We start from the raw sequence: 24,775 nt of genomic DNA, 5'->3' as shown, positions 1-24,775 counted from the left end.
AAGTGCCAGTTCCAGAGATTCCCGACTCACCGATCTGGGAGTGCACCAGGTGTCAGTCACCTCGACACGGCCCGGATCCTGACAATCCAAGAGAGGACACGCATCACCAGTGAACCAGGAACCCGGACGGCGAGACTCTCTCGCTGCTCCAAAATGACCGTCAGATCAGAGTCAACGTCTCGTGGTGTTGTTTCTCTCCTCGAGAGGTGAGAGGATCCCACGATGTCTGAAACTGATTGCACTGACGAGCCACTGACACCAGCACAGCGCCTCGAGTCATCGAATCCCCGAATCATTGATGCGGGAATCGCGACGATCACCGATATGGAGACACTGCAGGCGTGTGTCGCCTACGAAAACCAGCACCAACAACGCCTTCCGATCCTCAAACTGCTAGCCCAGCGAGCTGAAGAACTTCGCGAGGAGTCGTGACTGGTCCACCGATCACGATGCCTGCGACAGCTGGGAGTGTTGTTTGCACCCTCGAGAGGGGTGGAGGGTTTTCCAGATGACAGATCGACCCGAGATCACGATCCAACAGCAGACAGCGTTCACCGCTGACGGTGGACTCGAACCGACCGAAGAAAGCGTTGCGACCTCCCTCGAGGATTTCGGTGCTGACGTGACTCATCGCGAGGTCGAAACACGACTCGATCGCCCCGTAGCTAGCGAGTTCGGCGTCGACGACCGCGTCGAAGTTCGGTACTCAGAAGGCGACAATACCGACCAGACATCGCTGTTCGCGGAGACGGCCGACGACCAGCTGACGCTGACGGGCGAGGACGCCAGCGCACAGTTCCTCTTCGGTTCACCCGGTGAGAGTAATGACTGACCCTTCCGAGAGCACCCACAACGGCGGACGACAGGTCACATATCCAGACCCAAGAACACGCATACTCGCGCTAGCCGCAGCGACTCCCGATCCGCCAGTCAAAGGCGGATACACCCATGGTGATCCGTGTCCCCGCTGCGAGGTAGCGGTGTTGGCTGGACGATTCACTGAAGAGGGTGAGCAGTTTCTCGAGTGCGAGCGGTGCCTGTACCGTCCCACAAGCGGGTGAGACGCCGAATTCACCCATAGAGCATCACGCTGGTGTTGATTTTGGTCCCCAAAGGGACGAGACCAATGGCCTTGATTGACCTTGGGACGATGGAAATACCCGAAGAGTTCCGACCCGAGGACGCACCGTTCGTCGTCTGGCAAGGCAAGCCGAGTACGGACGGAGCAAGATCCAACTCCGACCACCCTCTCCTGGAGGTACACTTCGATAACGGGGAGTGGAAGGTGCTCAAGATGTTCCGCCGTCCGACGGGGAACGAGACAGCCAGTATCGAGCTTCCAACGGAGGTTCTCGGTGGCGAGTCGTTCGAGACCGGAGCCGCCGCGTTCGAGCGAGCCTGTGAGCTTCTCCCCGATGATCCCCACTACTCCAGCGCACCAGCTGATCCAGAGGACAGTTCCACACCGAACGACGGAGAGTGCTCGCAGAACGACAGGACCATCATTGCTGCCGAGCAGAGTGCACTCACCAACTGGTGACAGATCGCGCGGGTTGTGAGCCGTAGGATCTAGGACAACTGTCTGGGTGCGAGATCCTCACTGCATGCTCGCGACTTTTGCTGGTGTTGTTCGTCCCTGAGAGGGGTGGAGGAATCAGAAAATGTCCCTTCACACCACGATAGCCAACATACGAGACGACTTGACCTTCTATGTCGGTGCCGCGAGCGGCTCCGCACAGAAGGCGCTGTGGGAACTCGGTGAACCGAACGTGATGCTGCTGTCCCAGACGAAGAACAACCGACCATGCGCGTGATTCGTGAGGACGACGATGCCGGTCGGCAGCCCGAATTCGAGGGGATCGTCGTGAACCGAGATCCACTGACGCTCTCGGACGGCACAGACGAGGTCGTTTACGAGGATATCGACGCCGACGTCGGCCTCGGCCACCGCGTCACGATCGCCGATGGCCTCCTCGTCGACGAGGACGCGACCGACGACCGTCCCTCGAAACCCCGCCCGCCGGCTGAGTACGACGGTGGGCGAATCCCGTACTCCGAACGCGGTGACGGCCAGCCAGTCTCCGAGTGGCGCTTCGCAGCCGAACGCAACCGAGATGCCCCGCCGATGAGCGTCCTCGAACCCAACCCCGAGGACTGCGAGCCCAACGATCCCGAACCACCCGTTGATTCGGATCGACACTACGAGGCGGGCATCGAACAGGAAATGGGGGATCACTGATGGGCGCTGTTACCTTCGAGGTGCTCGCGTTCGGCAAGACTGCCGACGACGCGTTCAGAAACGCCCTTGAGGACGCAACACACATGCACGGCCACGGCGGGTACACGGGAACGATCGCCGAGAAATCCTCTATCGAAGTGATCCCCAAGCGAGAGCACAAGGGCAAGCAGAAACGTCACTACGCACACCAGCTGATCGAGGACAGAGATGAGCGGATCCGCCATAAGTGGGGTCCCGCCGGAGCGATCAACTGTTCGGGAACGGCGGCCGCCAAACGCTATCGTGAACAGCACGGATTGAAAGGCAAACACGGCGATGTCTGGCTCTTCTTCGGCTGGGCGTCCCATTGATCGACACCTCGCAAGCGGTTCTGTTGTTACACCTCCCCTCAGGAGTGAGGAGACTCGCGTTTCAGGCATCATCACTCAAGTCGTAGTTACCCCACGAACGCGCGGTCTCTCCCGATTTGTGGGGTAACGGACAGAGCGCCCAACGCGGATTCCAGCACTCCGTTTCATGTCACACTCAGCACACCCGATAGCGACCAGTAGCGACAGTGCCGCCGATATTCGAGCCGCTCGCCAGGCTGACTACGTCGCCTTTCTCCACCGGGTCCCGTTCGCGATTGATGCACTCTCCCTCGGCTACGTGACCGGGTATCGGGAGGACTGCTCCTACCAGCACACGCAGTACGAGACGCTCGAGTTGCCAGTCGGGATGCTCGATAACGACTTTCGCAATCCCGACCTTGAGCGATACATCAACCGCTTCAGAGAGTACGAGCCCCGTGTTGGCGTCCTCGGTGATGCCTACTCCATCGACGAGGCTCGTGAGTACGTTCGTGCTGCACGCGACCTCCAGGCGAGCTATCCCGAGTCCGAGCTCGTGATCGTGCCGAAGTGCCGCGAGGCGATCGACGCCATTCCGGAGGATCTCGTGCTCGGCTACCCGCGTGGGTACTCTGACCAGCTCGCACACGAGTTCTCGGATCCAGCAGACTGGCGTGGCCGACGAGTCCACATCCTCGGTGGCAGTCCACGCAAGCAGGTGAACGCGATCGAGGCACTCACTCGACCAACGCTCTCCGGGGATCCACCGGCAGACATCGTAGGGCTCGATTGGAACGGCTTGCACCGTGGAGCGCAGTTCGGCGAGTTCTGGTCAGCCGACGGCTGGGACGACAGCGGACGTGACGCCGATCACGTTACCGTCCGAAAGTTAGTGCGCCACAGCCTGGGCCGGATCAAAGCCTTCTGGCAGGCCCAGGGCATTTGGCCGGAGACACAGCTCTACGACGAGGACGTCGATCTCGAGTACGAGGGACCAACGCCGAGCGACCTCTCAAGTGCGGCGTGTGCAGCATGTGAAGCGAACGTCTGGACAACTGACCGTGGACCGTTCGTTGCCGAGTACGATACTGGCGAGGTCTGTGGGTACTGCTCGTACAACTGTTACTTTGAACATCGGACGCAGAATCGACTCGAGGAGATCGTCGATGAGCGGAGCGTCTTCATGCCGCCGTGAGCCGATTTTTCACTCGAAGTCTGGTGTGCGATGAGCGTGGTGTTGGTCGTCCCCCTGAGAGGGGTGAGGCGCTTTCGAACAGGCGAGAGCGTCAACACGAGTGATTCCAATGTCTGTAACAGAGAGACCAGCTTCGTTCACCGAGACCGAGACGCGCAGCGACGAGATGAATGAGACGATCAAAACCTGGGTTGACGACCTTGTCGATCTCGTCGACGAGGCGGCGGCCAGTGAGGAGTTCAAAGCCTGGCTCGATGTGCAGAGCCACTTCCACGACTACTCCTACCGGAACACGCTCCTGATCAAGCACCAGTATCCCCAGGCAACCCGGGTTGCGGGGTACAACACGTGGCGCACCGAGTTCGACCGGCACGTCCAGGAAGGCGAGAGCGCGATCTGGATCTGGGCTCCGATCATCACGAAACAGTGCCCTGAGTGCGGAAACTCGCCGAGTTACCACGAGAACAGTTCCTGTGAGTACGACGAGACGCCACCCGAGAAGTGGTCGAAAGGACTCGTCGGGTTCAAACCCACCGCTGTCTTCGATGTCTCGCAGACCGACGGAGAGCCGCTTCCTGACCTCGAAACCGAAGCATATGGTGAGGCCAGTAATCTGGTGCCGGCCCTCCTCGAGAGTGCAGAGCAGCTGGATGTCGACGCACAGATTGTCTCCTCTGACGAGTGGACCTATGGAGAGGCAAAAGGAGTCTGCAAACAACGCTGTCCGATGACCATGCGTCCGCGAGTCGAAGTAAAAGATCGAAATAACCAAGCGGATCTCGCTGGGACACTCATCCACGAGTACGCTCACGCGATCCTCCACTTCGACGTTGACGATCGCGACGAACGGACGAAACGCGAGCTGGAAGCCGAAGCCGTCGCATACGTCGTCGGACGGTTCTTCGAGTTGGACATGAGTGGGTCGGCGTTCTACCTCGCCGCGTGGCAGGGGGACGATCCAAAGGCGGTTTCTGACCGGCTGGGGCGGATTAGCAACACGGCCCAAGAGCTAATCGACACGCTCGAACGAGAACTCGATCGTGCAGCGAAGACGAGGGAGACAGAACCGGATGAGTCAGTGATCGAACGGTGAGTATCGCCTTGGAGATGGTGAGAGGATCGCCATTACAAATATAAGTATAGATAAGATCCCAGAAGAGGAGGGGAAATCACACATGATAATGCAAAAACAGAGACAGCACTGGGCACGCAGACGTGGCGTCCTCGATTGGCAGACGGATCCATACACATCCACAGAGCGTGAAACGCAATGACGCTGAAAGCGCTGGTGCAACCACGAGAGAACGTCGAAGATGCAGACTGGCTTCACTTGACAAAGGGTGAAGAAGTGCAGTGGTCTGGGCGGCCGTCGCGATTCACGATCCTGTTCGCGATCATCGGTGGCCTGCTCTTTGCACTCGGTGGGATCGTTGGCACAGTGATCCTTCTGTCAGTGCTTGCCGGTCAAGCACTGCCGGCGTGGGTTGGATACCTCCCGCTCGTACTCACTGTGGTCGGCGTGGTGATCGTCGGGAAGACGTATTTGGAGTGGCTGCGGCTGCTGTACGTAATCACCGACGAAGAGATCTACGTCAAATATGGGCTCATCTCGCGCGATGTCACCCAGATCCGTCTCGATCGCGTCCAGAACACTGCCTACGAGCAAACGATCCTCGAGCGAGTACTCTCGTTTGGCGATGTGCGCGTATACACTGCCGGGACGAGTACGGAAGACATCACGTTTCGAGATGTGCCCAATCCAGAACACATCAAATCCATACTCACACAACTGCTCAGTGACCAACAGCGCAGTAACAACAGAGAAAACCCCCTCTCACCGTAACTGATTTGGGTATACGCCCAGCTCGCTTAGTCGTAACCCGACAGAGAATACGCCAAGATGGCAGGAAAGCGTAACGTAGCAGAGCACTCACTGCGAGGGTGATAAGTTGTCGAGATGGGCGTTCGATATATTGATACGAATAGTGAACATGTCATTCTATGATACACTGATAGTGTCTGCCCGAGAAGCTATTTTAGAGGCGTCATCACTATCTTGTGCCCATGCTAACACTCAGAAGCAACCGACTACGAATTAGTCGTCTCAATCAGACCTGTGTATCCCGGCTAAGCAATAGCTCTTCTGCCGACATTGTAGCGGGGAGTCATTCACCAGTTCGACGGTCATGAGAACGCCTCAGATTCTTCTATCTCCGCGACGCTGATTTGGTGCTGTTATTGATGGAGAACACCATGTCACGGCCGTGATCCAGAGCAAGAGATTCGACAAACGGCGCGCGATAGCACTGTACCTGGTGAGTTTATAACCCCCTGAAAGGGTGCGGGGCTCAATGAAGCCCACCGCAGAAACCCATGCGAACAATCAACGTAGCAACCGTGTCACTAGACACTGAGACGGCGTGGTTTCTGAACCGAGGTATCGCCAGATGACCGACTGCAACGTGTGCCGAATGCCGTATTGTTCAGCACTCACTCGTGAGCGGGCTGGATACGCTGGCCGGTTCTGTTCAGACAGCTGTGAGGTCCGGTACGAACACCTGCAAGCGGACGCTCAAGACATGGCTCAGGAGGGATGCGTGCTGATGCTCGAGCAGATCGACCACCGTGGCAAGCGCTTCACGATCGATGACGACGATGTCGTCGACAACGGGAGAATCGACCGCTGTCGTCGGGCAGATGCCCTAGAGCGGCAGGCCCAGCGAGAGCTCCGCGAGCTCGAACGTGCGAAAGCGGTCGCTGGTCCAGCCGGTGCGAATCCCAACGTCGAGGTACTCGACCGATGACACCAGACGAGCCCGATCCACAGGACGTCCCTGAGTTCGACCAAGCTCTCGGTGTCGATGATCCGGTTCCCGACTCGGAGTACGGTGATCAGGGGTATCACCCAGAACGTGGCGCCGTGGATGGTGGTCAGATTCCCGTCGACGATCTGCATGAGGCACTCCTTGAGGCCGATCAGACCCTCAGAAAGATCGACGAACGACTTCCCGACCTACTGACGCTCAACAAGGTCACTCACTGAACTACGCGCTACTGCAGACGCGTATGCTCGGCTCGATCCTGAGCACCACAACGGTGGGGACTACGTCACCGTACGCAGCGTAGCCGCTCGTCGGAGATAGATCCTGTCTCTATCTCGGGTTTGCGCCCTCTTCTGCAGTTCTGCGGTAGTGAGTTGGCCTTAACCAACGATTCCGAGAGGAGTCCCAAACCGTTGGTTAATATTCCCAGTGCCTGGCCCCTGTTTCAGTACCTGCTACCGATGTATGGGTCTATCGGCGCCAAGAGGCCTGAGGCGCGTTCGAAAGCGTACCCAGCATCTACGAGCTCCACGAGGAGCCTGCAGCACAGCTTGCCGACCAGTGGCCCGCGCTTCCCTCGGCAGCACGGGTTTCATCGGAGTGCGGCGAACAGCTGCTCGCGGCGGCCCATGAGCGGACGACGTGGCGAAACACGACCCAATCTCGTCACGACGTCGAGCGCGCGACGTTCCTCTACGACGAAACCGGGAGCGGGATTCGCGATGAGACTTGTCTTGAGACCCTTCATGAGGACGCAGACGACGCCGTCTGGCTGGTGCCAGCGATTGCGCTCCAGCAATCCATCAAGGATACCAGTACCGAGAGCCCGGGACGCGAGAGCCCGAACAGGAAGTACCTCGAGTGTCGGGAGTGCAACCGGGAGACCGCACATCGATTCTGCGAATTCGAAGCTGTCCCTGACAATGAGTGGACCGGTCAGCCAATGTGGGAGTGCCAGGTGTGTGGAACGCCCCGATACGGGCCGGAACCTGAAGCAGATCAGTAGGGAATATTTCGTCTCGTTTGGTATAAGACAGCTATACAGTAGATGTGCGAACTGTCGGCTGGGATTCTTATCAGCTTCAGATGATTTTCTGAACGGAATGAAAGATACAGTGCGCGTATCGGTCACACGACTTTGCTGGTATCGGTGTTCGATGCAGAGCGTAGATTGACCAATTCAGAAGACCCGCCTATCGTTCCCCGATGAGCGCGTAATGGTACGGCGGCAGGTCAATTTCTTGAATATCCTCAAACGTCTCTGCCATGATTTCGTGCGTTTCGCTGACCGACATGCGTAGTTCCTCCGGCGGGCCGCGTGCTGTTCCATCAACGGTTGTTTCCTCTTTCGACAGGGCACGCCAATTTACGATAATGAACCGTCCGTTGGGACGTAGTGATTGATGCGCCTGTTTTGTAAATCCAACTTTGTCTTCAACGCCGTGGAAGGTATTCGCAATCAACACCACGTCAACAGGCTCGGGAAGTACGTCGGTTAGGTTCCGAGCGTCACCGTGGATATTGTTGATGTTTGCAAGTCCTCGCGTGTTAGCGGTCGCCGAGAGTTCGGCCAATAACTCCTCATCAACGTCAATTGCGTAAACCGGCGCACCATCGACCAGTTCAGCGGCGGGAAATGTGAAATAGCCGTTCCCCGACCCAATATCCCCAACAGACTGACCGGATGACAGTCCCAATGTTCGGAGCACGTCCTTCGGATTCGACCACAGTTCTTCCCACCAGTCCCAATCCGGTTGACGTGTATTCTGGAAACGGCTCATATCACACCATTTGTTTTGAGCAGATTAGTCCCGTCGTTTGAATCACAGTCCACATGAACCTCGATACGGAAGATAACCTTGATGACGACGATTAACCCCGAAACACTTCGGGAACAGTTGAAGAACGGCGAGGACGTGTGTGTCGTCGATATTCGGCCGGAAGACGACTACGAGGAAGACCATATCGAGGGGAGCCAGAATCGTCCCATCCGAGAGGCACTTCTTTCAGGGGATGTTGAGGAAGCCCTCGCCGAGTTGGACGACCTCCCGGACGATGAGGACCTTGTCATGGTTTGTGACGCAGGTGTCGCCTCAACGGAAACAGCCCATCAACTCCAAGACCAAGGTAAAGACGCGAGCGCCCTTGATGGCGGATTAGACGCATGGAAACGTGACCAAGAATAGTCGATAGACGCTGTTCTCGGCGACCGTTCTCATCGTTATGGGACTCGGATTTATCGCTGGCGTGTTCTAGTACCTATTCGTGACTTGCCATCTGTGACTTTCACTTGAGTGATCTTCAAGTACAGCTAGTCCCTCTGGGGGACCTCGTGTAGCTCGATGAGCGCCCGGTTCAGCAGTTCGCGGATGAGGAATTCTTCGTAGTGCTGTGTTGCACAGTACTCGCACGGCTTCATCTCCCGTGCAACCGCTTCGATGTCGTCGCCGTGTCCCTCATAGAGCGTTTCTACGAGGTTCGTTAGCTCCGCTGTCGCCGTTTCCTGCGCCCCAGTGAGCGTCTCCTCAGCGTCCTTTGGGAGATCATAGGAGAAGATGCGGGTGTTCGATTTGTAGTATTTCCGCGTGCCACCGCCAGCTTCCTCCAGTCGCGCTATTTCGACCACCCCTGCGTCCTTCAGGACGTTTACGTGATGGCGCACCGTCGTTTCGGCCTTCTCTTCGCCTCGGCGTCCCAGCTCATCGTGAATCTCCTCGATCGTCATCTCTTCCATAGTGAGCATATCGATGATCTTCGCTCGTACGTCGTTCTCCAGTGCTTTCGCCTTCTCCGGATCCGTCGTCACAACCTCACGGATCGGAACGTCAGATTCGAGTAGAGCCATTTTCTTGGGAGTGTATAGACGCACGGTGACAGTAAGAGTAACGCCATTCAGCCAGTAGTGGTATAATGAATAGAACACCGCTATAATATTCGTCGTAATGGTTTTCACCGTCGCGCAGCAGTCTACAACCACAATGGGAACGACACAGAACCAATTCAACGTCGGGGGGATGTCCTGCTCGTTCTGCGCCGAGAGTATCAAGAAGGCATACAGCCGAACCGACGGCGTCGAAGACGTCGACGTGAGCCTCGCCCACGAAGAGGTGCTCGTTCGCTACGACGACGAGACGCTGAGCGAGGTTGAATTGAAGGATACGCTCCGCGACCTCGGGTACACGATCCGTGACCCGGACAAAGAGAAGCGATTTGAGGAACAGCAGGCAGAACTCACCAACGGGAAACGTCGACTCTTGCTCGCCGGCAGCGCATCTATCGCTACCGCCGGATTGATGCTGTGGATGATCTTCGTGCTGGGGCGATTCGAATCGACATCGCTCGCGATGGATCTCGTTACCCTCGGCCTCGCACTCGGCACGATGTTCGGCCCTGGCCGCTACATCCTCGAGAAGGCATACAACAGCCTTCGAAGGCGCATCTTCAACCAGCACGTCCTGCTGGAGGCCGGTGCGTTCGCGGGCCTCTTTGGGGGCTTTCTCGGCCTGTTCGTCTTCCCCGAGTTCCCGACTGTCCACTTCTTCGCCGTCTCCGTCTTCATCACCACCTATCACATCCTCTCAGAATACACCAGTCTCCTCGTCCGAACGCGGGCATCCCAGGCAGTACAGAGCCTGCTCGACCTTCGGCCGGACACCGCCCGTCACGTCACCGACGACGGTGCTGTCAAAGAAGTCGCTATCGACGACCTCGAAGTCGGTGACCACGTGCGCGTCAAACCCGGCGAGACAATCCCCATCGACGGCGCGGTCGTCGATGGGGAATCGACCGTCGATGAGTCGGTCGCGACTGGCGAGTCTATCCCCGAAGAGAAACAGTCGGGCGGCGAGGTGATCGGCGGGAGCATCAACGAGACCGGGACGCTTCTGATTGAAGTAACCGCCACCGGTGAGGATGCGTTCCTGAATCAGGTGGCCCGTGAAATCGAGCAAGCGCGCGCGATGAAGCCCGGCATTATCCAGCTCGCCGATCGCGTTCTCAAGTACTTCGTCCCCGGCGTGCTGACGATCGCCGTCCTCTCGTTCCTGCTCTGGATTCTCGTGCCAGCAGTGGTCCCCGGCACGATCCTCGGCACGGGCCCACAGGTACAGACCGGAGCCTTCGCTGCGCTCGCGGTCCTCGTCCTCGGGTATCCGTGTGCGCTCGGCATGGCGACACCGCTGGCCCTGATTCGTGGCGGCGGCAAGGCCGCGAATCGGGGCATCCTGATGCGTAGTAGCGACGCCTTCCAGATTTTCCCGGACGTCGACCACGTCGTCCTCGACAAGACGGGGACCATCACGGTTGGGACGCCCGCAGTCTCCGAGGTCGTGGCGCTCGAGAGTGACGAAAGTGAGGTGGTCGCGACGGCGGCAGGCGCGGAGGCGTTCAGCGAACATCCCCTCGCCGACGCTATCCTCGAGGACGCCGACGAACGCGGCGTTGAGTATGCAGATCCCAAATCGTTCGAGTCGGTGACCGGCAAGGGTGTGACGGCGACAGTCGACGGGGATGATGTGCGGGTCGGCAAGCCAGATTGGCTTACGACAGAGGGCATCGACCTCTCAGCGGCCACCGACGAGATTGAGCGCCTCCAGCATCGGGGCCTCACTGTATCGGGCATCGCTCGTGATGGTACTCTCGTCGGCCTCGTCGGAATTGGCGACGAGATCAAGGCCGACGCCGCAGCGACAATCGAGCGGATGATCGATGCGGGGATTACCCCGGTAATGATCACCGGAGACAACGAGCGCACCGCTGAGGCGGTCGCGGCTGAAGTAGGCATCGACCAGGTAATGGCCGACGTCCTGCCGGACGAGAAGCGTGACAAGATCGGCCGTCTCCAATATGAAGGGCATCGTGTAGCGATGGTTGGTGACGGGATCAACGACGCGCCTGCCCTCACGCAAGCCGATATTGGGATCGCCATCGGTGCAGGCACCGACATTGCCATCGAGAGCGCGGACATTGTCCTGATGGGCGACCGCCTCGGCGGTGTGATGGACGCCTTCGAAATCGGGACGGAAAGCTACCGGAAGACGCGTCAGAACCTGCTAGCGGCGTTCACGTTCAACGGCGTCGGCGTCGCCGCCGCGACGACCGGACTGGTCCATCCGGTGTTCGCGATGATCGCGATGGTACTGTCAGTAACGGCCGTCCTCGCCAACAGTTTCGGTGGCCAACTACTCGCCGGCGAAGGCGTCAACACCGACTTCACCGTTGATGGGGAAAACACAGCAATTGGACAGGAGGATGAGGCAACCGTCTAGGCCGTGACGTCGTAGCCAGCGTCTCGAATCGCTGTAGTGAGGTCGTCGTCTGCGGTGTCCTCGTCGACGACGATCTCCACAGAATCTCCCTCGTGGTCGGCCTCGACGCGAGTGACACCCTCGACAGTTTTGAGCGCGTTCTCGACGTTCTGCTCACAGCCGTTGCAGGACATCCCGGTGACCGCAATCGTTTTTCGCTCCATATCTGTGTGCTACACGCTCCGGTGGCAAGACCATTACGGTAACAATGATATCGGTACAATACAGTTAGAGAGGGGGCCAAGAAACGGGTTCTCGTCGTGGAAGGCAGCTGAGTTACAAGAAGACCAGGAGTAAGCACCCACGTTAACCAACACAATCATCGTCTCGTCGTCGTTGGTTAATAGCAGCCGCTCTTATGTAGAATTGCGGAACGCCCCGATAACGAGACAATCAATGGCTTTCTCGACGGATCCGCCAGCGAGAGTGAGTGACCGAACGATGCCGAAAGTGTGAGCGGCCTGTTCCAAGCCCTGCTTGGACAGGCCGCGGAACTTCCGCAGCCACGGCTGAACGAGCGAAAACAGGCACTCAGCCTGGTTAATATGAACTCCGTCAGGCGATACGTACGTCTCCTTGTGTACGACCGTTCGATGGTCACGGTCCATCTCTCGGCACGCTTGTAGTCCGTCGGTCCAGACCTCTCCCAGCCGCTGGGAGAGGTCTTCAGCCTCCTGAATCACAGATTCAAGATCACCTTGGTAGTCGATTCCACATTGTCTACGGATCACACGAAGCGAGTCACGGCACGCCGCGACGAGCGTCAGCTGATCACCGTGGCGGCCTCGCCAGCGAGAGCGGCCAGATTGAGACAAGCCGCCGCGGGAACGGCTGTTCCGCGGCGGTTCTTGTCCTTTGTAGCCCGAACAGACTTTGCCTGATTCGTCGACTTGTGTCGGTCCATCGATGGTCCGGTCGAGAAGCTCCAGACGACGGGGAAGCCGCGCTGAACCGCGGCTTCCACCTCCCGAATCACTGTGTGAACCGTTCTGTATGTACGATCGAGGAACGGTGCGATCTGGTTGATGCTGAGCAACGTATCGGCATAGAGAGTGAACGCGAGAAGCACCTCTCCTGCGGTGAGGTGCTTCTCGTGGAACGGTGTTCCGTAGGTGTTTGAGCCCCATCTAGGAACAATCCGAGAGCATCGAACAATTCGGATGATTCGAACGTATCGATACACACAGTACAAGCGATCCAGAAGCCCTAGCTACTAATCGTACCGCCTCCCCCTAAACCCGAGAAGGTTTGCCTAGTCCGATACACACAGAAGACCCGCTACAGCCACATCCTGCCAATTATTTTACATACGAATGTTCCAGACGTTTCGAACATTTCGATACACACAAATATTCCAGAAGCTCCGAGACTATCGATGGCCCTCCGCTCCCATTTGAAGTCAAGAAGTTCCAAAAGATACGGAACGTTCAATATACACAGAATCCCACACCTGTCGATACACACAAGATCCAAACATTCCGAATATATTGTGTATGTCAGTATACACAGAAAACAGGTGTGGCGGTTAGTCTCTGATCCACTACACACATCTAGTTTTAGCCATTCTGAATGTACTGATACACAGAGAACATTCAGATGTTTCAGAACTATAGGGGCGCACAAACCAATAGGAATGATACTCGCATATATCGATATTTCAGTAGTTCTGGAACACACAGATCCTCCATTACACTCTGAAGTGTGGAATACTTATATTATTAAATCTACCCAGATGCGCAGGTTTTTCGAACAACTCAAACAGATGCTGTGGATGGCCTCGAGTTCGGTACTAGCAACAAGCCAAAGACATGGGACATACAGATCTTCTGTGAGTATCGAATGTATCGATAGGAACGAATCCTTCGAACAAAGCAGAACAGAAGATCGCGTATTGACTACTCTTGAGTGTCGAATTCTTGAGCCATGAACTCGATGAATTCCGCCTGATTCGCTAGGAGGAATTCCCCCATCTTGTTCTCGACCGACTTCTTCTGGAAGTTCTCGCCCAACTCTTTCTGGACGTCGATGTAAAGCGAGTCAGATGTAACACTATCCTCGAAAAGGGCCTCACTGACTTCAGGCAGAAGATTCCACTGCTTTCGCTGGAACTGGCCAGATCGATTGCCGAATTTGTCCGGCTGGTGCTTTTTACAGTACTTACTGCCCGGCTGAGCTTCATGGTCACACTGGGTTCCCTCTCGAGTGATCTCCTGACACCGAGACGGATCCGAAGACTGTGGCGCACCAGCCGAACCTGCGTCACCAGTAGCGTCAATCTGTTCCTGACTGCTTTCCGACTGCACCGAGCCCGAATCTTCTACAGCACTGGTTTCTTCCGACTGCATTAACTGCTGTTCTGACTCAGCAGAGTCCTCATCTTCATCAGGTTCGGTCTGACCCGGATTCGCGAGGCTATCACTAAGGCCTGCGAGGTCTCGCTCACCCATGCGTAGCCACCTCTTCCTGTTCTTGTTCCGCCTCACAGGATTCGATCACTAGCTCAGCAAGCGTGTCGAAGTGTTCGATCTGGTCACACTCTTGGTCATACTGAGCGACTGGCAGACCATTTTTGAAGGCGTCATTGATCGACTTTCGTTCCCGAAGCCCAGGTTTCGGAATCTCCGTCAGTCGCTCACCCAGTTCATCGATCGTTTCGAAAACTTCGAGGTCGACCTTCGCGTAGTCTGGCAGGTGTTCGCGGAAAGACTCGTTTAGATCCCTGGCGATCTGCTGTTCACTACTATCCCGACTGATCGTCTCCTGCATTCGGTTCGGTGTGATCGCAACGATCTCGATTGGGATATTGCCCTCGTCCCGGAGGGGGGACACCGTCCGTTCAAGAAGTCGCGCCAGACCGTTTACTGTCCCTGCTTCGGGTGTGATGGGGATGATCGTTCTTTGAACAGCTACAAATGCAGCATCAAGCATCTGTCCTTCCCCGCCTGGTGGATCGATCAAGAAGTAGTCGTAGCCCTTCTCGTAAAGCGGCGCAATGACTTCGTTACGGAGCTTATTCACCCCATACGTCGTATTCTTCATTCGGTCAACGACCTCGCCCATTATGTTCGTGCTCGGGAGCAGATGGATGCCGAATTCTGTTTCGATCAAGAGGTCCTCTGGATCGACATCACCGAACATCGCCTTCCCGACATGAGAATCGTCATCGTTGAGTACCTTCTCCTCCGTCTCATCATTGAGCAGTAGGCTCGTCAAGTGGCAATCGTGATCCAGATCGATCATCACGACCTCGTTGTCTTGAGCTGCAATTCGATCAGCAACATTGAGGCCGAGGGACGTTTTCGTTACTCCACCCTTCTGCAGCGCCGTGACTACACCAGGTAGTCCCTGAATATCTTCTGCCATTATTTTTTCACCATTGATTGGTTGGAAGTTGCAGATGTCCCAACCCTACCAATAGTGATTGTGTCTCGCATGTGCCGCGTATTTTGGTAGGTTTGGAATACCGTCACACTTCCCTATGTGTAGGAGTCACACTTATAATTTCGTATTACAGAACTCTTGAGCCTCCCATATATTCCGAATGTTTTGAGTTATCTGGTACACACAAACATCAGAGGTATTCACGGGAAAAGGCGCGTCAGAAGCTTGTCTTCTGAAACTGGTAACAATCGAGTGTTTCGGCACACACAGACATTTATGGGAGATCTTTCGGTGTTCCAGTACACACGGACAGACTCCCGGAGAGTATACTTCCGACCTATTTGATATATATTTCTGTACGTCGTAAGAGAGGACATGACCAAAAGCAGCCAAGAAAACGACCGTCGCAACCCCCCTTAAGAACTCGGGGGGAGCGTGTCCGGACAGCGGCGCGTACGCTTCGGGCACACCTACACCGTTCATCTCAATCTCCCAGCTCCGTTCTAACTCCTCCTCCAATGCGTGTCTGATCCAGTCACAGAAGGTCTTGAACGTGAATTCCTCAGGGAGGTCGCGCCCGCCCCGCCGTGGGCGGGCGACGACCGCCCAGCGCAGCACGAGCCAGAGGTTCTCCATCAGAAATCCAACCAGCACGAACGTAAACCGGACGACAGGTCCTTGGATCGGCGTTATCGCTCGTGCTTGGCGAAACACCCGGTAGCTTGTTTCAATGGCTGAGCGCTTTCGATAGAGTTGTTCGGCCTGCTTGGGCGTGCGATCAGTCAGATCGCACGCCACGTATCCTCGGACGACCTCACCATGTTTTCCGCGATCTCCGGCGTAATAGGAGACAGCAACCGCGAGCGGGAACTCGATTACTGCACCCCAAACGCCTCAGCTAACCGCTCGCGCATGTACTCGCGCCGATACTTCCGCCGTTCACCTTCCGAGAGGTAGTTTTTCAATACGACATTGGCGTCCGAACTCCCCTGGTCTTCAGCGATTGCATCCAGATTCTCGAGTAACTGTGTTTGCGAGCCGAGATACGTCGTATACCAGAAGCGCCGGCCCATTTTCGAGGTCGGCATCTCCCCACGAACACGGACACCCGCACGGTCGGCGACGCGCTGAAATCGGGCCTGTATCGTCTCACCGACGACGTGGCCGCTTTCGGCTTGCCTCGAGGGGAACAGATAGCCCGTCCACCCTCGGTCACGACCACCGAGGGCGTCGATCCGATCCGCCAGCGTCCCGCGGCCGTAGATCAACGCGACCGTCCCCGGCCCGTTCTTTCGTTCCTCGAAATAGATGTGCGGGTCGTCGCCCTCGAGGACGAGCTGGGAAACGTGCAACGCTGCGACTTCGTTGCGTCGAAGGCCCCACCCACACAGCGCGAGTACCAGTAGCTCCTCGTCAGGTGTCTCGACGGCGTCGTACAGCCGCCGGACTTGCTCGCTCGAGAGGGCAGCGTTATCGGGTTCCGTTCGTTCCCATCCATACTCCATGTCGATCGTATCCGCGGGGTTGTACGCGGCCTTCCCGCGGCGCTGGAGGTGCTCGTAGAACTGCGAGACGTCACCGAGGTATCGAAGCTTTGACTCGGCGCTCTCGAGGTCCCGGTCGAGTTCGTCGAACACCGCGAGGACGTGTTCAATCTCGTCGGCTTGGTGTGCGAGGTCGGCGAGGCGATCGACGAGGTCGGCCTGGCCGTGGACGTCGCGATAGAGTCTCGCGTAGGTAGCGAGTCGCGAGCGTTTCGTCGTGACCGTGCTTTCGGCGAGGTTCCGCCGCCGGTCGAGCGTTCGGACGTAGGACTCGAGTTCGTCGACGGTGGTTTCGGCGTCGATACCCCACGGGTAGGCGTCCGAATCATCGGCTTCAAAGTAGCCGACCGACCGGCAGAACTCCGAAAGCGTCGTATCGTGCTGTTCGCGGAGTGCATCCTGTAGCCCGCCGTATCCTACCTCGAGGAGATCCTGGTAGGTCGGTCGTTCGTCGAGATCGTGACCGGCGCGTCGCAGCTCCGGTTCTATTTCTTTGTTCCAAAACGACTGGAGTTCCTCGAGGGATTTGTGCGACCAGCGGATTCGGTCTTGTCGGTTCATTGGTCCGAGCTACCCCCGCCAGATTTCATGCTTCACCTCGCTCGTAAAACGGGATGTATTCCCACCACTGATATCGAGGATTAGACCAACCATCTGGTTGCTGTCCGCCGTGGGATTTGTACTGTGCGCCGGGAGTGGTGTGTTCTACCCCACCCGCGTCCCCGTCTAATTTACTGGACAACAGAGCCCCAATGCCGCAGGTAGCGTCAGGGCGCTGTTCCTTGGTCAGTCGCCACATAACGCGGATGGCGCGTTCGGTTGCGATAAACTCCTTTTTCGGTATTTCGCCGATTTCTACTGCATTCTGACGACTACCAGTACCATCACCCATCGATTCGCCACCGCCGCGCTTGCTGTATAAGCGGCCATAGGGACTGTGCTTGCTGGCAATCAGGAAAGCATCTATATTCAGACGCTTTCCATCGGCGCGGTACACATCGTCGCCATCGACGTAACTACGCCAATATTTGACTAGTTGCATCATACCGTCATGGACTTTCGCGCTGTCTTCGCCAATTTTGACCTCTATAGCGTACGTTCTCGCCGGGCCGTCGACTACCATGTCTGGCCGGTGGCGTTGGTTGATGTCGAACGTACCCCATCCGAAGTCGTGGTCGCGGTCCCAATATACGTCAATATCGTCTGAGCGAATCCAGTTCGACAATTCAAGCCGGAGGCCGTCTTCGGGGCCCGGGTCATGATCAACACCAGCACCGAAGTCGTTCAGATCAACCATATCACTTCCCCCCGTCCTGCATAATTGGTTCCTCAGATTGGTCGTTCATCGTTTCCCCACTCGAGAAGTCCGTATGCTCCGGGTTGGGTGCATTCTAAGACCGTCATTTTCGTACTTCTCTGTATTCGTGACAGTCACTAAAAGCTATCGTGTACTGGGTTGTCCGGAGTGGACAACCAAGATACACCGTATACTGACGGTAGGTGGCGACAATCCGATGAATCGTATAGTGCTATACGAATCTGTACCCACTTCCGCTAGATATGAATCGGCCGAAAACCAACGTCAGACACACTCTGGAGACCGTACACGAAACGAAGGGGTTGTTGGTCTACCTGCTACCTCTGCCCTGCGAAGGTGAGGTAAACAGTAAACCCAGCTATCAGTGCGATTATTAGACCGAATAGGGTCCCTCGAAGGCCCACATGGCCAGGCACAGCATCCGTGACCAGTGACCAAGAGAGAAGGCAGAGCACGCTTACAAGACCCCCGAGAACCATCGCTGCGATTTCACTCATAGTATGGTCCCTCCAGTTTTCGATGTTGATGCGTTGTGAGCATCACCTGTTCCGACTGCCGACAGCTACTTTATTCAGTCATGAAAACAGACATTCGCAAATCAAAGAACGCCATTCGGCAATTGCCGAAAGGGGTTCGGTGAATACAGAACGATGAATTCGGACCTTCCAGAATGGGTGCAAGAACCCCTTGAACTCGACAATAATCGCGAACTCCAACAACGCCATGTCGCCAAGGTGCTATATCATGGAGATCGTCCCTACTACCCGATCCGACGGATAAAGGCCGAACTTGACGGCGAGTTCGACAGGGATACTATTAGAGAGCGCCTCTCTGAGATGGAAGAACTCGGTGTCATCGATCAAGAGTCAGTCAATAATGGGATCATCTACTGGCTCGATCGAGAAGAATCAGATTGGCCGATCCCATCAGACGTGAGAGTTGAAGGAGATAATAGCGATCCGACCATCCAAGAGTTCATAGGACAACCACATATTCAGATACTTTCAATAGGGATCTTTGCTGCTACAATCTCGGGAATGATTGTCTGGTTTGGCTCGCTTCAATCAATCGGGACCGTTTCGTCGCCCTTTTCGACTACACAGATCCTATCTGTGGGGCTAACGTCCATTCTCGTGTCGTACATCGCGATTGTGTTCGCTTTTCTTATCTGGGTGCTTCAGAAGGGGTGGGAAACGCTGGAAATCGACATAGACCAATTGTTCGGACGCAAAAAGAGAGAATAGGGTTCTGTCTTCAGGTCTCAGTCTGCCTCGCCGCCAGCGAACGCTCCGATTTCAGTCTGATACTCGAGTTCTACTACAACCCCACCTCGAAAAATTCGAATGTCGGAAAAGGTCCTAGGATTCGCGGTGGTACGCGAGATCTGGGTCAGTCCCTGTTGGGAGGTCGAACGCATCGCCTATCCCAAGATGGTCACTCTCGGCCCGTCCACACGAGTCCTTGCACTCATCTGTCGGACCCCACTCCATTAACCCGGTACGGGGGAAGTGTCGTTGAACGCCAACGACGCGTTCGGTGACACCGAGGGCAAGTCCCTTTAGCCGGTACTCTATCATTCCGGCAACCGTCGCGTTCGCCCCTATGACCGACGGGGCGCGAGATTGGTCATTTAGGTCCACGCCACCTCGGACGTAGGCGGCGTCGCCTCGAACATCAGGCGGACGCATGGCAGTCGATACGTCGTCCTGATTGTAGACGTACGCGCACTCCATGCAGACATGACCTGGTCCAGTAACCATCACTTCCGATTTTGCGCTCTGGGATAGCGTCTCACTGTCGTCCATCCGAAGAATGGTGCCACCTGTAATGACGGGAATGAGGTGTGCGTAGGAGAGGTCGTCGAGGACGGTCCGCGCCCATGCGTTATCTGCTGCGTTGACGATGATGTCGCAGTCAAGGAGGGCTGGGATTACAGCGTCCTCAGGATCTTCCTCGATAACGCTCCCTTCAATGACGCGGACCTCGAAGTCGTCCACGGTCGCGCTTTTCATGGCGAGTGCGCCTGCGACTTCGGCCTTCGAGCGTTCGAGTCGAGCGTCCGTTTCGGTTGCTCCTTGCGCTCGGTTCAAGTTCCCATACTCGATATTGTCGAAGTCAGCAACGACCATCTCGCCAGCGCCGAGACGAGCGATGTGTTCAGAGAGTATCGACCCGACGCCGCCACAGCCGACGAGGCCGACTCGGAGGCCTGCAAGAATTTGCTGACCGGGTTCGCCCCACAGTTGCTCTGTAGAGTTCTGCGCGGCATATTGGGGTTTCCCTCCGGCACCTGCTGGCCCGTCAGGGAGGATATCAGTCGGGTGCTTTTCGATGCGCGGACCAACAACCCGAACTGCACCAGCGCGTACGGGTTCGTCAGGCTCGTCCGGCCGGAACGAACGGACATGCCAGCGAAGCTGGTCGGCTTCCGGAAGGTAAGCTTCCTCGTCAGTCCGGTCAATTGTACCGCTACTTGCCGAGACGATGGCCTTCAGCATAGGGCTGTCATCGTGAAAGTGTCGGCAGTGAAGTCGGTAATCACGTTCAGCCCCATCGATGTCGGGTTGACTCGGTTCGACACCGACTCCCGGTCCATGGGTGTGGAAGTACACGAGACCAGCTCGGTCCGATTCGAGTGCGGCCGCCTTATCGGTCGCTCGGCTCCGGTAGGAGGTGTCGAACCAAAACCGTTTGTCGAACCCGGTTCCTTCCTCGTAGATATCGCACGGATCATCATCGCCGCGATCTCCGACCTCAAACTCTGGGTCGGGGATAACGAGTTCGCGGAGGATGAATGTGGTTCGATTGCGGCCTGTACTCGGCATGATGATTCCGATGACACCACGTTCGCCGAGTTCGGCGTGGGGATGCTCGGGGTGCGGGTATAGAATCCCTCGGAGTTCCCGGCATCGCTCACGGGTCATCGACAGGTGGACTTCATTAGCGCCGACTGTTGCGTTCACCGTTTCACAGTCATGTAATGCGGTGAGTCGGTCGGGTTCTGATTTCCGGGTTTCATCTTCAGTGCCGGTCTTGTCGGAAACGGCTTCGCCATCCTCATCGTTTGTGTAGTTACCCCCGAAGGTGGATGTGCCGTCACCTCCGTTCGCGGTCGAATCGTCACCACTCATGCGTTATGGCCCTCCTTCTCCGAGAGACGGCGGTGGATGATGCCGATGCCCTTGCTCATGTCCGCGCCGTCGTTGACGGTCATACCCTTCCACTTGTAGGACCACCACGAGATGGCACTATTGGATACGCCGAGTGCGTCCGCCAGCGGTTGAGCATCGGGTCTCCCGCGATGCTGACGGCTCACTGGCTTACCGTCTGTGCGGTTCACGGGCGGGTGCGTGACGAACCCATAGGGAATCCCGGTTCCGAAGTTCACGGGGACGTTCATATAAACGTCCGTCGCGTCCTCCTCCCAGAGGTCGGCGTCGAGTTCAAACTCGTTGAGCGTGATGTAGACCGTATTCTGGTTCCGGCCGAACGCCACCGGCCGGACCGTCGGGTCTTCCAGGCGGTTCTGGAGGTGGTGCAGTCCGATTCGGAACTTGTCGTTGAACTTCTCGTGGTTCGCGGGAATGTGTAGGTCCGGCCACTCGTCGTCGAGGGGTTGGTCCGCTTGCGTCCCGTCAGGGGTATCGTTCACTGAACTCACGAGTTGCCCCCGCCACGGGCCATCACTCGGAAATGGCTCCGGTGCTTTTCGGTGAGGTCCACAGGATCGTCAGGCCCCCACTCTTCGACGGTAGAGTTTCCGCTACGTGCTTCTAGGGTGAACTCGTTGGCATCGGGTTCAACCAGCGAGATGATTTCGTGGGCTCTCACCGTGTCACTGTTGAACTTCTCCTTTTCGCCGCCGATGTGGACGACGTGGACGCCTTCACCTTCGTCGCCGAGGCTGTGGCCGCTGTCCGCATTCTTGTTCTTCTGCGATTCGTCGGTCGGGTTTGAGTTATCGTTACTCATGTATACCACTGCCAAGATGCCCTCTCGGCAGGGGCGACGCGGAGTCTCCGCTGGCACACCGTTTCTACCTCCGAAGGTAGTGATAGTCCGACCGCTTCACAGCCGGAAACACGGCGGGCGTACTGCGACCGAAACCCACTCGCGCGGGCATCGACTCCGGTCGTAGTTTTTAACCCACCGACCGTCTTGTCCCGCATCCGTTAGGATCCGAGGTGGTTAGTGAGACGGCGAGGCAGGGGTCGTTACGGACCTGTCGTAATTTGTACCGATAGGGTATTTAAATTACTGTGATATAAATGAACGCGGGTGGAGTTACCAATACACACAGGGATAGCTCTATCTGAGAGCGTTCGTAAAATTATGAATTGGCGAGAACAGTATAAACCGCCTCGCCGTCTCACTAACCAATCGAACACACAATAGTCCCGCATATAAGCCTGACGGTAAACAGGCTGTTAAGACTCTCTCGCTGGTGAATTCCTTATTGTCACGCACGTGCGTACGCGAGAGTCCATTATTGGAACGTCCACCTAATTTGGCTCGAATAGACACTAATCGTCGCCTTCTGTACGCTGAGTGCACCAGCCACCTCACTCAGCGAGTGAGATTTCATCACATACCAGTACGCTGCTTGTGCTTTCCGTCCAGCGGTGAGAATCTCGTCAGGTGTACTGCCCTCAACAGGGTAGAAGGGACCGAATTTGTCCCAAAGGCCGAGCAGAAGACGCGCACGCATTCCTTTCTTGAATTCACGTGTCCATGATTCTCCGTCCGAATGGTAAAACGTGATATGGATCGGGACTCGGTCGAAGGTGTCTAGTGAGACAGGTGGGTTAACCGTTGCAGTTGTCGTTACAGTAGTCCCTGCAGGACTAGGACTGATTTCTGTATCTGTTCCCCCGTACACTTGGCCGATGTGTCACAGTGGTTGATAATATGGTTTTCGCTCCCGGGTTGACTGCGGCCTACCTACGCGACGACTTGAAATCCCCTCGAATGCGGATTCTGTTCCAGCACCACGCTCTCAACGTTTGTCAGCTCCCACGGCAATTCGTATGGCGACTCTCACTGATAACCAAGGATACGATCCGAAATATAGTGATCTGTCTCAAGCCTAACTCCTTTGGAGGAAGTAACTCTCTTGGCTAGTGCTCATATACAAGAACGACACTACTACCTACGAATTTCCAGACTCACGGAAGTACACGAGTATCCGCTTGGCAGTGATCACCGGGCAGTCGTCGGCCTAGTATTCGCAGTGGAGCATTCGAGAAAGTCATTCTATCGGGCTGCACTATACCTCTGCCCGCTGCGATAGCGCATCCTCAATCCCCAGCCCGTGACTCGCGGCGATCTCGCCGGCCAGCACCTACGCTCGAGCCCCCCGTTCGGGTTGGGTGTCCATTCGATCCACGTGGTATTCGACGAGCGCCTCGACGACAAGCAAGTCCTCTTTTGGAGTTCGCATGTGGGGGTTGGGCTCGGCTTCGGATAAAAAGAGTCGGGCCTACACAACCGAGATGCGAAACTGTGGGAGTGAATAGAGGATGAATAGAGAGAGTGCCGTTAATCCAACGAACATGAGTGTGGTTGCGAATAGAAACAGCGAGTGGTATGTCTGTCCCCAGTACCCATACGCAACCACATTCGCAACGAGAGTCAGTAATGCTAGCAGTAGTGGGACGAACGCAGCACCCAACAAGACCGTAGAATACGGTAGATGGACCTGATAATCGACACCATCCGCATCAGTGCTCGAGTAGATGTATTGTGAGTTGACGAACGGTTCGTCGGTGTTTTGGCCGTGAACGAACCGAATCGAGACAAACATCACAGAGACCATTACTGCCAGAAATTGTAGCAGCTGGATCGATAGTTCCGGCACGGCCAGTTACTCGCCACCTTCGAGCCATTCATCCAGCTCGCCGAGCGCCCCATCGGCGACGACCAGGTACTCGTACTCGGCGGAGTGAAAGCGATACTCGCTCTCCCGGCGAAGCGTCACGTAGAAATGTGACTTGTCGATCGCAACGTCAGTTTCCGTGACCGGCGAGTACTCGGTCGTCGCCGTGTTGGTCGTTCGACGGGACACGGTCGAGACCTGCCAGTCGTCACGATCGGGCAGCGAGCGACCGCGGAAGCGTTGGGTTCGAGATTCGGGCATAGTCACTCGCCCTCTCGATACTGGTCTCGGAGTTCCACGACAGCATTCACCAGCGAATCGTAGGTGATTCTGACGCCGTCCTCTCCCGCTCGGATGGACTCACTTGAAATAACGACGTTCTCGCCGTCTTTGTAGAACTCAATACCCTCGGTGGTATCCAGTAACTCAAGGTCGTCGGTGTCGGGGATTTCGGGCATACGCGACAGTCGGGGCTCGAGGGCTATGGATCCATCGGGAAAGTGGAATGCGAGGACCGTGGTCTGTTCTCCCTGAGTGGCCGACCGTCCGGCCATGCGGAGTGTTGCTGTCCCGTGGGATATCGCTTCGGGAGTGACTCAGTGAGTGAGAGTGGTATTTCGAGGCCCGCGACGGGCAGGCGTTCAGATACCACGAGAGATTCGACTTCGAGCGCAGCGCCGTGCTCCGCGGGCAGGTGATCTGCTCGCACTCGTGCGTCGACGTGGACGTAGTTGGGCGGTGGGAACTCGAGCGGGAGCGGGGTGAG

The 24,775-nt window shown here is 56.5% G+C and carries 27 protein-coding genes and 2 pseudogenes; 14 read left to right on the top strand and 15 right to left on the bottom strand.

Going from position 1 to position 24,775, the window contains the following annotated elements:
* Positions 1-222 precede the first annotated feature (222 nt).
* The 11 genes from PGX04_RS05885 (at position 223) to PGX04_RS05835 (ending at position 6,806) form a co-directional block, all read left to right on the top strand.
* Positions 223-432 (top strand): DUF8129 domain-containing protein, encoded by a 210-nt coding sequence (locus PGX04_RS05885; RefSeq protein WP_273737651.1) that lies wholly within the window; start codon positions 223-225, stop codon positions 430-432.
* A gap of 76 nt (positions 433-508) precedes the next feature.
* Positions 509-832: a hypothetical protein gene (locus PGX04_RS05880; RefSeq protein WP_273737650.1), complete on the top strand. Its 324-nt coding sequence runs from the start codon at positions 509-511 to the stop codon at positions 830-832.
* A gap of 294 nt (positions 833-1,126) precedes the next feature.
* The gene (locus tag PGX04_RS05875) at positions 1,127-1,540 is read left to right on the top strand and encodes a hypothetical protein (RefSeq protein ID WP_273737649.1); all 414 of its coding nucleotides are present in this window, start codon (positions 1,127-1,129) and stop codon (positions 1,538-1,540) included.
* A 121-nt stretch (positions 1,541-1,661) separates the two neighbouring features.
* Positions 1,662-1,814, top strand: a complete 153-nt coding sequence (locus PGX04_RS05870; protein ID WP_273737648.1) for a hypothetical protein — start codon at positions 1,662-1,664, stop codon at positions 1,812-1,814.
* Positions 1,805-2,239: a hypothetical protein gene (locus tag PGX04_RS05865; RefSeq protein WP_273737647.1), complete on the top strand. Its 435-nt coding sequence runs from the start codon at positions 1,805-1,807 to the stop codon at positions 2,237-2,239. Before PGX04_RS05870 ends, PGX04_RS05865 begins: the two co-directional genes overlap by 10 nt.
* Complete coding sequence (locus PGX04_RS05860) at positions 2,239-2,589, top strand: hypothetical protein (RefSeq protein WP_273737646.1); 351 nt, start codon at positions 2,239-2,241, stop codon at positions 2,587-2,589. The genes PGX04_RS05865 and PGX04_RS05860 overlap by 1 nt, the downstream gene beginning before the upstream one ends.
* Positions 2,590-2,755: 166 nt before the next feature.
* Positions 2,756-3,763, top strand: a complete 1,008-nt coding sequence (locus PGX04_RS05855; protein ID WP_273737645.1) for a DUF6610 family protein — start codon at positions 2,756-2,758, stop codon at positions 3,761-3,763.
* Between the two features lie 109 nt (positions 3,764-3,872).
* Positions 3,873-4,856, top strand: coding sequence for an ArdC-like ssDNA-binding domain-containing protein (locus tag PGX04_RS05850; RefSeq protein WP_273737643.1), 984 nt, complete (start codon positions 3,873-3,875; stop codon positions 4,854-4,856).
* A 177-nt stretch (positions 4,857-5,033) separates the two neighbouring features.
* Positions 5,034-5,606: a PH domain-containing protein gene (locus PGX04_RS05845; protein WP_273737642.1), complete on the top strand. Its 573-nt coding sequence runs from the start codon at positions 5,034-5,036 to the stop codon at positions 5,604-5,606.
* Positions 5,607-6,366: 760 nt separating this feature from the next.
* On the top strand, positions 6,367-6,567 hold the full coding sequence (locus tag PGX04_RS05840) for a hypothetical protein (protein ID WP_273737669.1): 201 nt from the start codon (positions 6,367-6,369) through the stop codon (positions 6,565-6,567).
* A complete protein-coding gene (locus PGX04_RS05835) occupies positions 6,564-6,806 on the top strand; it encodes a hypothetical protein (RefSeq protein ID WP_273737641.1) in 243 nt (80 codons plus the stop codon). Before PGX04_RS05840 ends, PGX04_RS05835 begins: the two co-directional genes overlap by 4 nt.
* A gap of 371 nt (positions 6,807-7,177) precedes the next feature.
* Here PGX04_RS05835 and PGX04_RS05830 read toward each other — a convergent pair whose 3' ends face one another.
* Both PGX04_RS05830 and PGX04_RS05825 read right to left on the bottom strand, forming a co-directional pair.
* Positions 7,178-7,477, bottom strand: coding sequence for a hypothetical protein (locus PGX04_RS05830; protein ID WP_273737640.1), 300 nt, complete (start codon positions 7,475-7,477; stop codon positions 7,178-7,180).
* Positions 7,478-7,778: 301 nt separating this feature from the next.
* Entirely contained in the window at positions 7,779-8,366 is a 588-nt protein-coding gene (locus tag PGX04_RS05825) for a class I SAM-dependent methyltransferase (protein ID WP_273737639.1), read from the bottom strand.
* 81 nt (positions 8,367-8,447) lie between these two features.
* Between PGX04_RS05825 and PGX04_RS05820 the strand changes: the two genes are divergently transcribed.
* Positions 8,448-8,771: a rhodanese-like domain-containing protein gene (locus PGX04_RS05820; RefSeq protein ID WP_273737638.1), complete on the top strand. Its 324-nt coding sequence runs from the start codon at positions 8,448-8,450 to the stop codon at positions 8,769-8,771.
* Positions 8,772-8,896: 125 nt separating this feature from the next.
* Here the strand turns inward: PGX04_RS05820 and PGX04_RS05815 are convergent, their stop codons facing one another.
* Positions 8,897-9,430, bottom strand: coding sequence for an ArsR/SmtB family transcription factor (locus PGX04_RS05815; RefSeq protein WP_377042274.1), 534 nt, complete (start codon positions 9,428-9,430; stop codon positions 8,897-8,899).
* A gap of 133 nt (positions 9,431-9,563) precedes the next feature.
* Here PGX04_RS05815 and PGX04_RS05810 point away from each other — a divergent pair, with 133 nt between their 5' ends.
* Positions 9,564-11,852 carry a heavy metal translocating P-type ATPase gene (locus PGX04_RS05810; RefSeq protein ID WP_273737635.1) on the top strand — a complete coding sequence of 763 codons (2,289 nt, stop codon included), beginning with the start codon at positions 9,564-9,566 and terminating at the stop codon, positions 11,850-11,852.
* Here the strand turns inward: PGX04_RS05810 and PGX04_RS05805 are convergent.
* The 7 genes and pseudogenes from PGX04_RS05805 to PGX04_RS05775 form a co-directional block, all read right to left on the bottom strand.
* Positions 11,849-12,055 carry a heavy-metal-associated domain-containing protein gene (locus PGX04_RS05805; protein ID WP_273737634.1) on the bottom strand — a complete coding sequence of 69 codons (207 nt, stop codon included), beginning with the start codon at positions 12,053-12,055 and terminating at the stop codon, positions 11,849-11,851. The two genes, PGX04_RS05810 and PGX04_RS05805, sit on opposite strands and share 4 nt — an antisense overlap.
* 192 nt (positions 12,056-12,247) lie before the next feature.
* A pseudogene (locus PGX04_RS05800) lies at positions 12,248-13,005 on the bottom strand (IS1595 family transposase); the annotation flags it as partial.
* A 781-nt stretch (positions 13,006-13,786) separates the two neighbouring features.
* The gene (locus PGX04_RS05795; RefSeq protein ID WP_273737633.1) at positions 13,787-14,338 is read right to left on the bottom strand and encodes a hypothetical protein; all 552 of its coding nucleotides are present in this window, start codon (positions 14,336-14,338) and stop codon (positions 13,787-13,789) included.
* Entirely contained in the window at positions 14,331-15,254 is a 924-nt protein-coding gene (locus PGX04_RS05790; protein ID WP_273737632.1) for a ParA family protein, read from the bottom strand. Before PGX04_RS05790 ends, PGX04_RS05795 begins: the two co-directional genes overlap by 8 nt.
* A gap of 456 nt (positions 15,255-15,710) precedes the next feature.
* Positions 15,711-16,148 (bottom strand): annotated as a pseudogene (locus PGX04_RS05785) (ISH3 family transposase); the annotation flags it as partial.
* Positions 16,148-17,377 (bottom strand): tyrosine-type recombinase/integrase, encoded by a 1,230-nt coding sequence (locus PGX04_RS05780; RefSeq protein WP_273737630.1) that lies wholly within the window; start codon positions 17,375-17,377, stop codon positions 16,148-16,150. The gene PGX04_RS05780 and the pseudogene PGX04_RS05785, both read right to left, overlap by 1 nt.
* A 25-nt stretch (positions 17,378-17,402) precedes the next feature.
* Positions 17,403-18,113, bottom strand: coding sequence for a hypothetical protein (locus PGX04_RS05775; protein WP_273737629.1), 711 nt, complete (start codon positions 18,111-18,113; stop codon positions 17,403-17,405).
* A gap of 671 nt (positions 18,114-18,784) precedes the next feature.
* On the opposite strand from PGX04_RS05775, the gene PGX04_RS05770 reads away from it, so the two are divergent.
* Positions 18,785-19,378 carry a hypothetical protein gene (locus PGX04_RS05770; RefSeq protein WP_273737628.1) on the top strand — a complete coding sequence of 198 codons (594 nt, stop codon included), beginning with the start codon at positions 18,785-18,787 and terminating at the stop codon, positions 19,376-19,378.
* 114 nt (positions 19,379-19,492) lie between these two features.
* Here PGX04_RS05770 and PGX04_RS05765 read toward each other — a convergent pair whose 3' ends face one another.
* From PGX04_RS05765 to PGX04_RS05745, 5 genes are all read right to left on the bottom strand, one after another.
* Positions 19,493-21,265, bottom strand: coding sequence for a ThiF family adenylyltransferase (locus tag PGX04_RS05765; protein ID WP_273737627.1), 1,773 nt, complete (start codon positions 21,263-21,265; stop codon positions 19,493-19,495).
* On the bottom strand, positions 21,262-21,795 hold the full coding sequence (locus tag PGX04_RS05760) for a hypothetical protein (RefSeq protein WP_273737626.1): 534 nt from the start codon (positions 21,793-21,795) through the stop codon (positions 21,262-21,264). The genes PGX04_RS05765 and PGX04_RS05760 overlap by 4 nt, the downstream gene beginning before the upstream one ends.
* Positions 21,792-22,163, bottom strand: coding sequence for a hypothetical protein (locus PGX04_RS05755; protein WP_273737625.1), 372 nt, complete (start codon positions 22,161-22,163; stop codon positions 21,792-21,794). The genes PGX04_RS05760 and PGX04_RS05755 overlap by 4 nt, the downstream gene beginning before the upstream one ends.
* Positions 22,164-23,997: 1,834 nt before the next feature.
* Positions 23,998-24,270 carry a hypothetical protein gene (locus PGX04_RS05750; protein ID WP_273737624.1) on the bottom strand — a complete coding sequence of 91 codons (273 nt, stop codon included), beginning with the start codon at positions 24,268-24,270 and terminating at the stop codon, positions 23,998-24,000.
* A 2-nt stretch (positions 24,271-24,272) separates the two neighbouring features.
* Positions 24,273-24,467, bottom strand: coding sequence for a hypothetical protein (locus PGX04_RS05745; protein WP_273737623.1), 195 nt, complete (start codon positions 24,465-24,467; stop codon positions 24,273-24,275).
* Between the last annotated feature and the right edge of the window lie 308 nt (positions 24,468-24,775).

The sequence above is a fragment of the Natrinema soli genome, from assembly GCF_028618695.1.
This window is presented reverse-complemented; position numbering and strand designations above follow the sequence as displayed.

Excerpts from the sequence above, each read along its gene's own strand:
- PGX04_RS05750 (WP_273737624.1), bottom strand. The coding sequence starts at position 24,270 with ATGCCCGAATCTCGAACCCAACGCTTCCGCGGTCGCTCGCTGCCCGAT.
- PGX04_RS05780 (WP_273737630.1), bottom strand. The coding sequence starts at position 17,377 with ATGAACCGACAAGACCGAATCCGCTGGTCGCACAAATCCCTCGAGGAA.
- PGX04_RS05870 (WP_273737648.1), top strand. The coding sequence starts at position 1,662 with ATGTCCCTTCACACCACGATAGCCAACATACGAGACGACTTGACCTTC.
- PGX04_RS05865 (WP_273737647.1), top strand. The coding sequence starts at position 1,805 with ATGCGCGTGATTCGTGAGGACGACGATGCCGGTCGGCAGCCCGAATTC.
- PGX04_RS05875 (WP_273737649.1), top strand. The coding sequence starts at position 1,127 with ATGGCCTTGATTGACCTTGGGACGATGGAAATACCCGAAGAGTTCCGA.
- PGX04_RS05775 (WP_273737629.1), bottom strand. The coding sequence starts at position 18,113 with ATGGTTGATCTGAACGACTTCGGTGCTGGTGTTGATCATGACCCGGGC.
- PGX04_RS05855 (WP_273737645.1), top strand. The coding sequence starts at position 2,756 with ATGTCACACTCAGCACACCCGATAGCGACCAGTAGCGACAGTGCCGCC.
- PGX04_RS05790 (WP_273737632.1), bottom strand. The coding sequence starts at position 15,254 with ATGGCAGAAGATATTCAGGGACTACCTGGTGTAGTCACGGCGCTGCAG.
- PGX04_RS05805 (WP_273737634.1), bottom strand. The coding sequence starts at position 12,055 with ATGGAGCGAAAAACGATTGCGGTCACCGGGATGTCCTGCAACGGCTGT.
- PGX04_RS05820 (WP_273737638.1), top strand. The coding sequence starts at position 8,448 with ATGACGACGATTAACCCCGAAACACTTCGGGAACAGTTGAAGAACGGC.
- PGX04_RS05765 (WP_273737627.1), bottom strand. The coding sequence starts at position 21,265 with ATGAGTGGTGACGATTCGACCGCGAACGGAGGTGACGGCACATCCACC.
- PGX04_RS05840 (WP_273737669.1), top strand. The coding sequence starts at position 6,367 with ATGCTCGAGCAGATCGACCACCGTGGCAAGCGCTTCACGATCGATGAC.
- PGX04_RS05770 (WP_273737628.1), top strand. The coding sequence starts at position 18,785 with ATGAATTCGGACCTTCCAGAATGGGTGCAAGAACCCCTTGAACTCGAC.
- PGX04_RS05835 (WP_273737641.1), top strand. The coding sequence starts at position 6,564 with ATGACACCAGACGAGCCCGATCCACAGGACGTCCCTGAGTTCGACCAA.
- PGX04_RS05825 (WP_273737639.1), bottom strand. The coding sequence starts at position 8,366 with ATGAGCCGTTTCCAGAATACACGTCAACCGGATTGGGACTGGTGGGAA.
- PGX04_RS05850 (WP_273737643.1), top strand. The coding sequence starts at position 3,873 with ATGTCTGTAACAGAGAGACCAGCTTCGTTCACCGAGACCGAGACGCGC.
- PGX04_RS05845 (WP_273737642.1), top strand. The coding sequence starts at position 5,034 with ATGACGCTGAAAGCGCTGGTGCAACCACGAGAGAACGTCGAAGATGCA.
- PGX04_RS05885 (WP_273737651.1), top strand. The coding sequence starts at position 223 with ATGTCTGAAACTGATTGCACTGACGAGCCACTGACACCAGCACAGCGC.
- PGX04_RS05830 (WP_273737640.1), bottom strand. The coding sequence starts at position 7,477 with ATGTGCGGTCTCCCGGTTGCACTCCCGACACTCGAGGTACTTCCTGTT.
- PGX04_RS05795 (WP_273737633.1), bottom strand. The coding sequence starts at position 14,338 with ATGGGTGAGCGAGACCTCGCAGGCCTTAGTGATAGCCTCGCGAATCCG.
- PGX04_RS05880 (WP_273737650.1), top strand. The coding sequence starts at position 509 with ATGACAGATCGACCCGAGATCACGATCCAACAGCAGACAGCGTTCACC.
- PGX04_RS05815 (WP_377042274.1), bottom strand. The coding sequence starts at position 9,430 with ATGGCTCTACTCGAATCTGACGTTCCGATCCGTGAGGTTGTGACGACG.
- PGX04_RS05810 (WP_273737635.1), top strand. The coding sequence starts at position 9,564 with ATGGGAACGACACAGAACCAATTCAACGTCGGGGGGATGTCCTGCTCG.
- PGX04_RS05860 (WP_273737646.1), top strand. The coding sequence starts at position 2,239 with ATGGGCGCTGTTACCTTCGAGGTGCTCGCGTTCGGCAAGACTGCCGAC.
- PGX04_RS05745 (WP_273737623.1), bottom strand. The coding sequence starts at position 24,467 with ATGCCCGAAATCCCCGACACCGACGACCTTGAGTTACTGGATACCACC.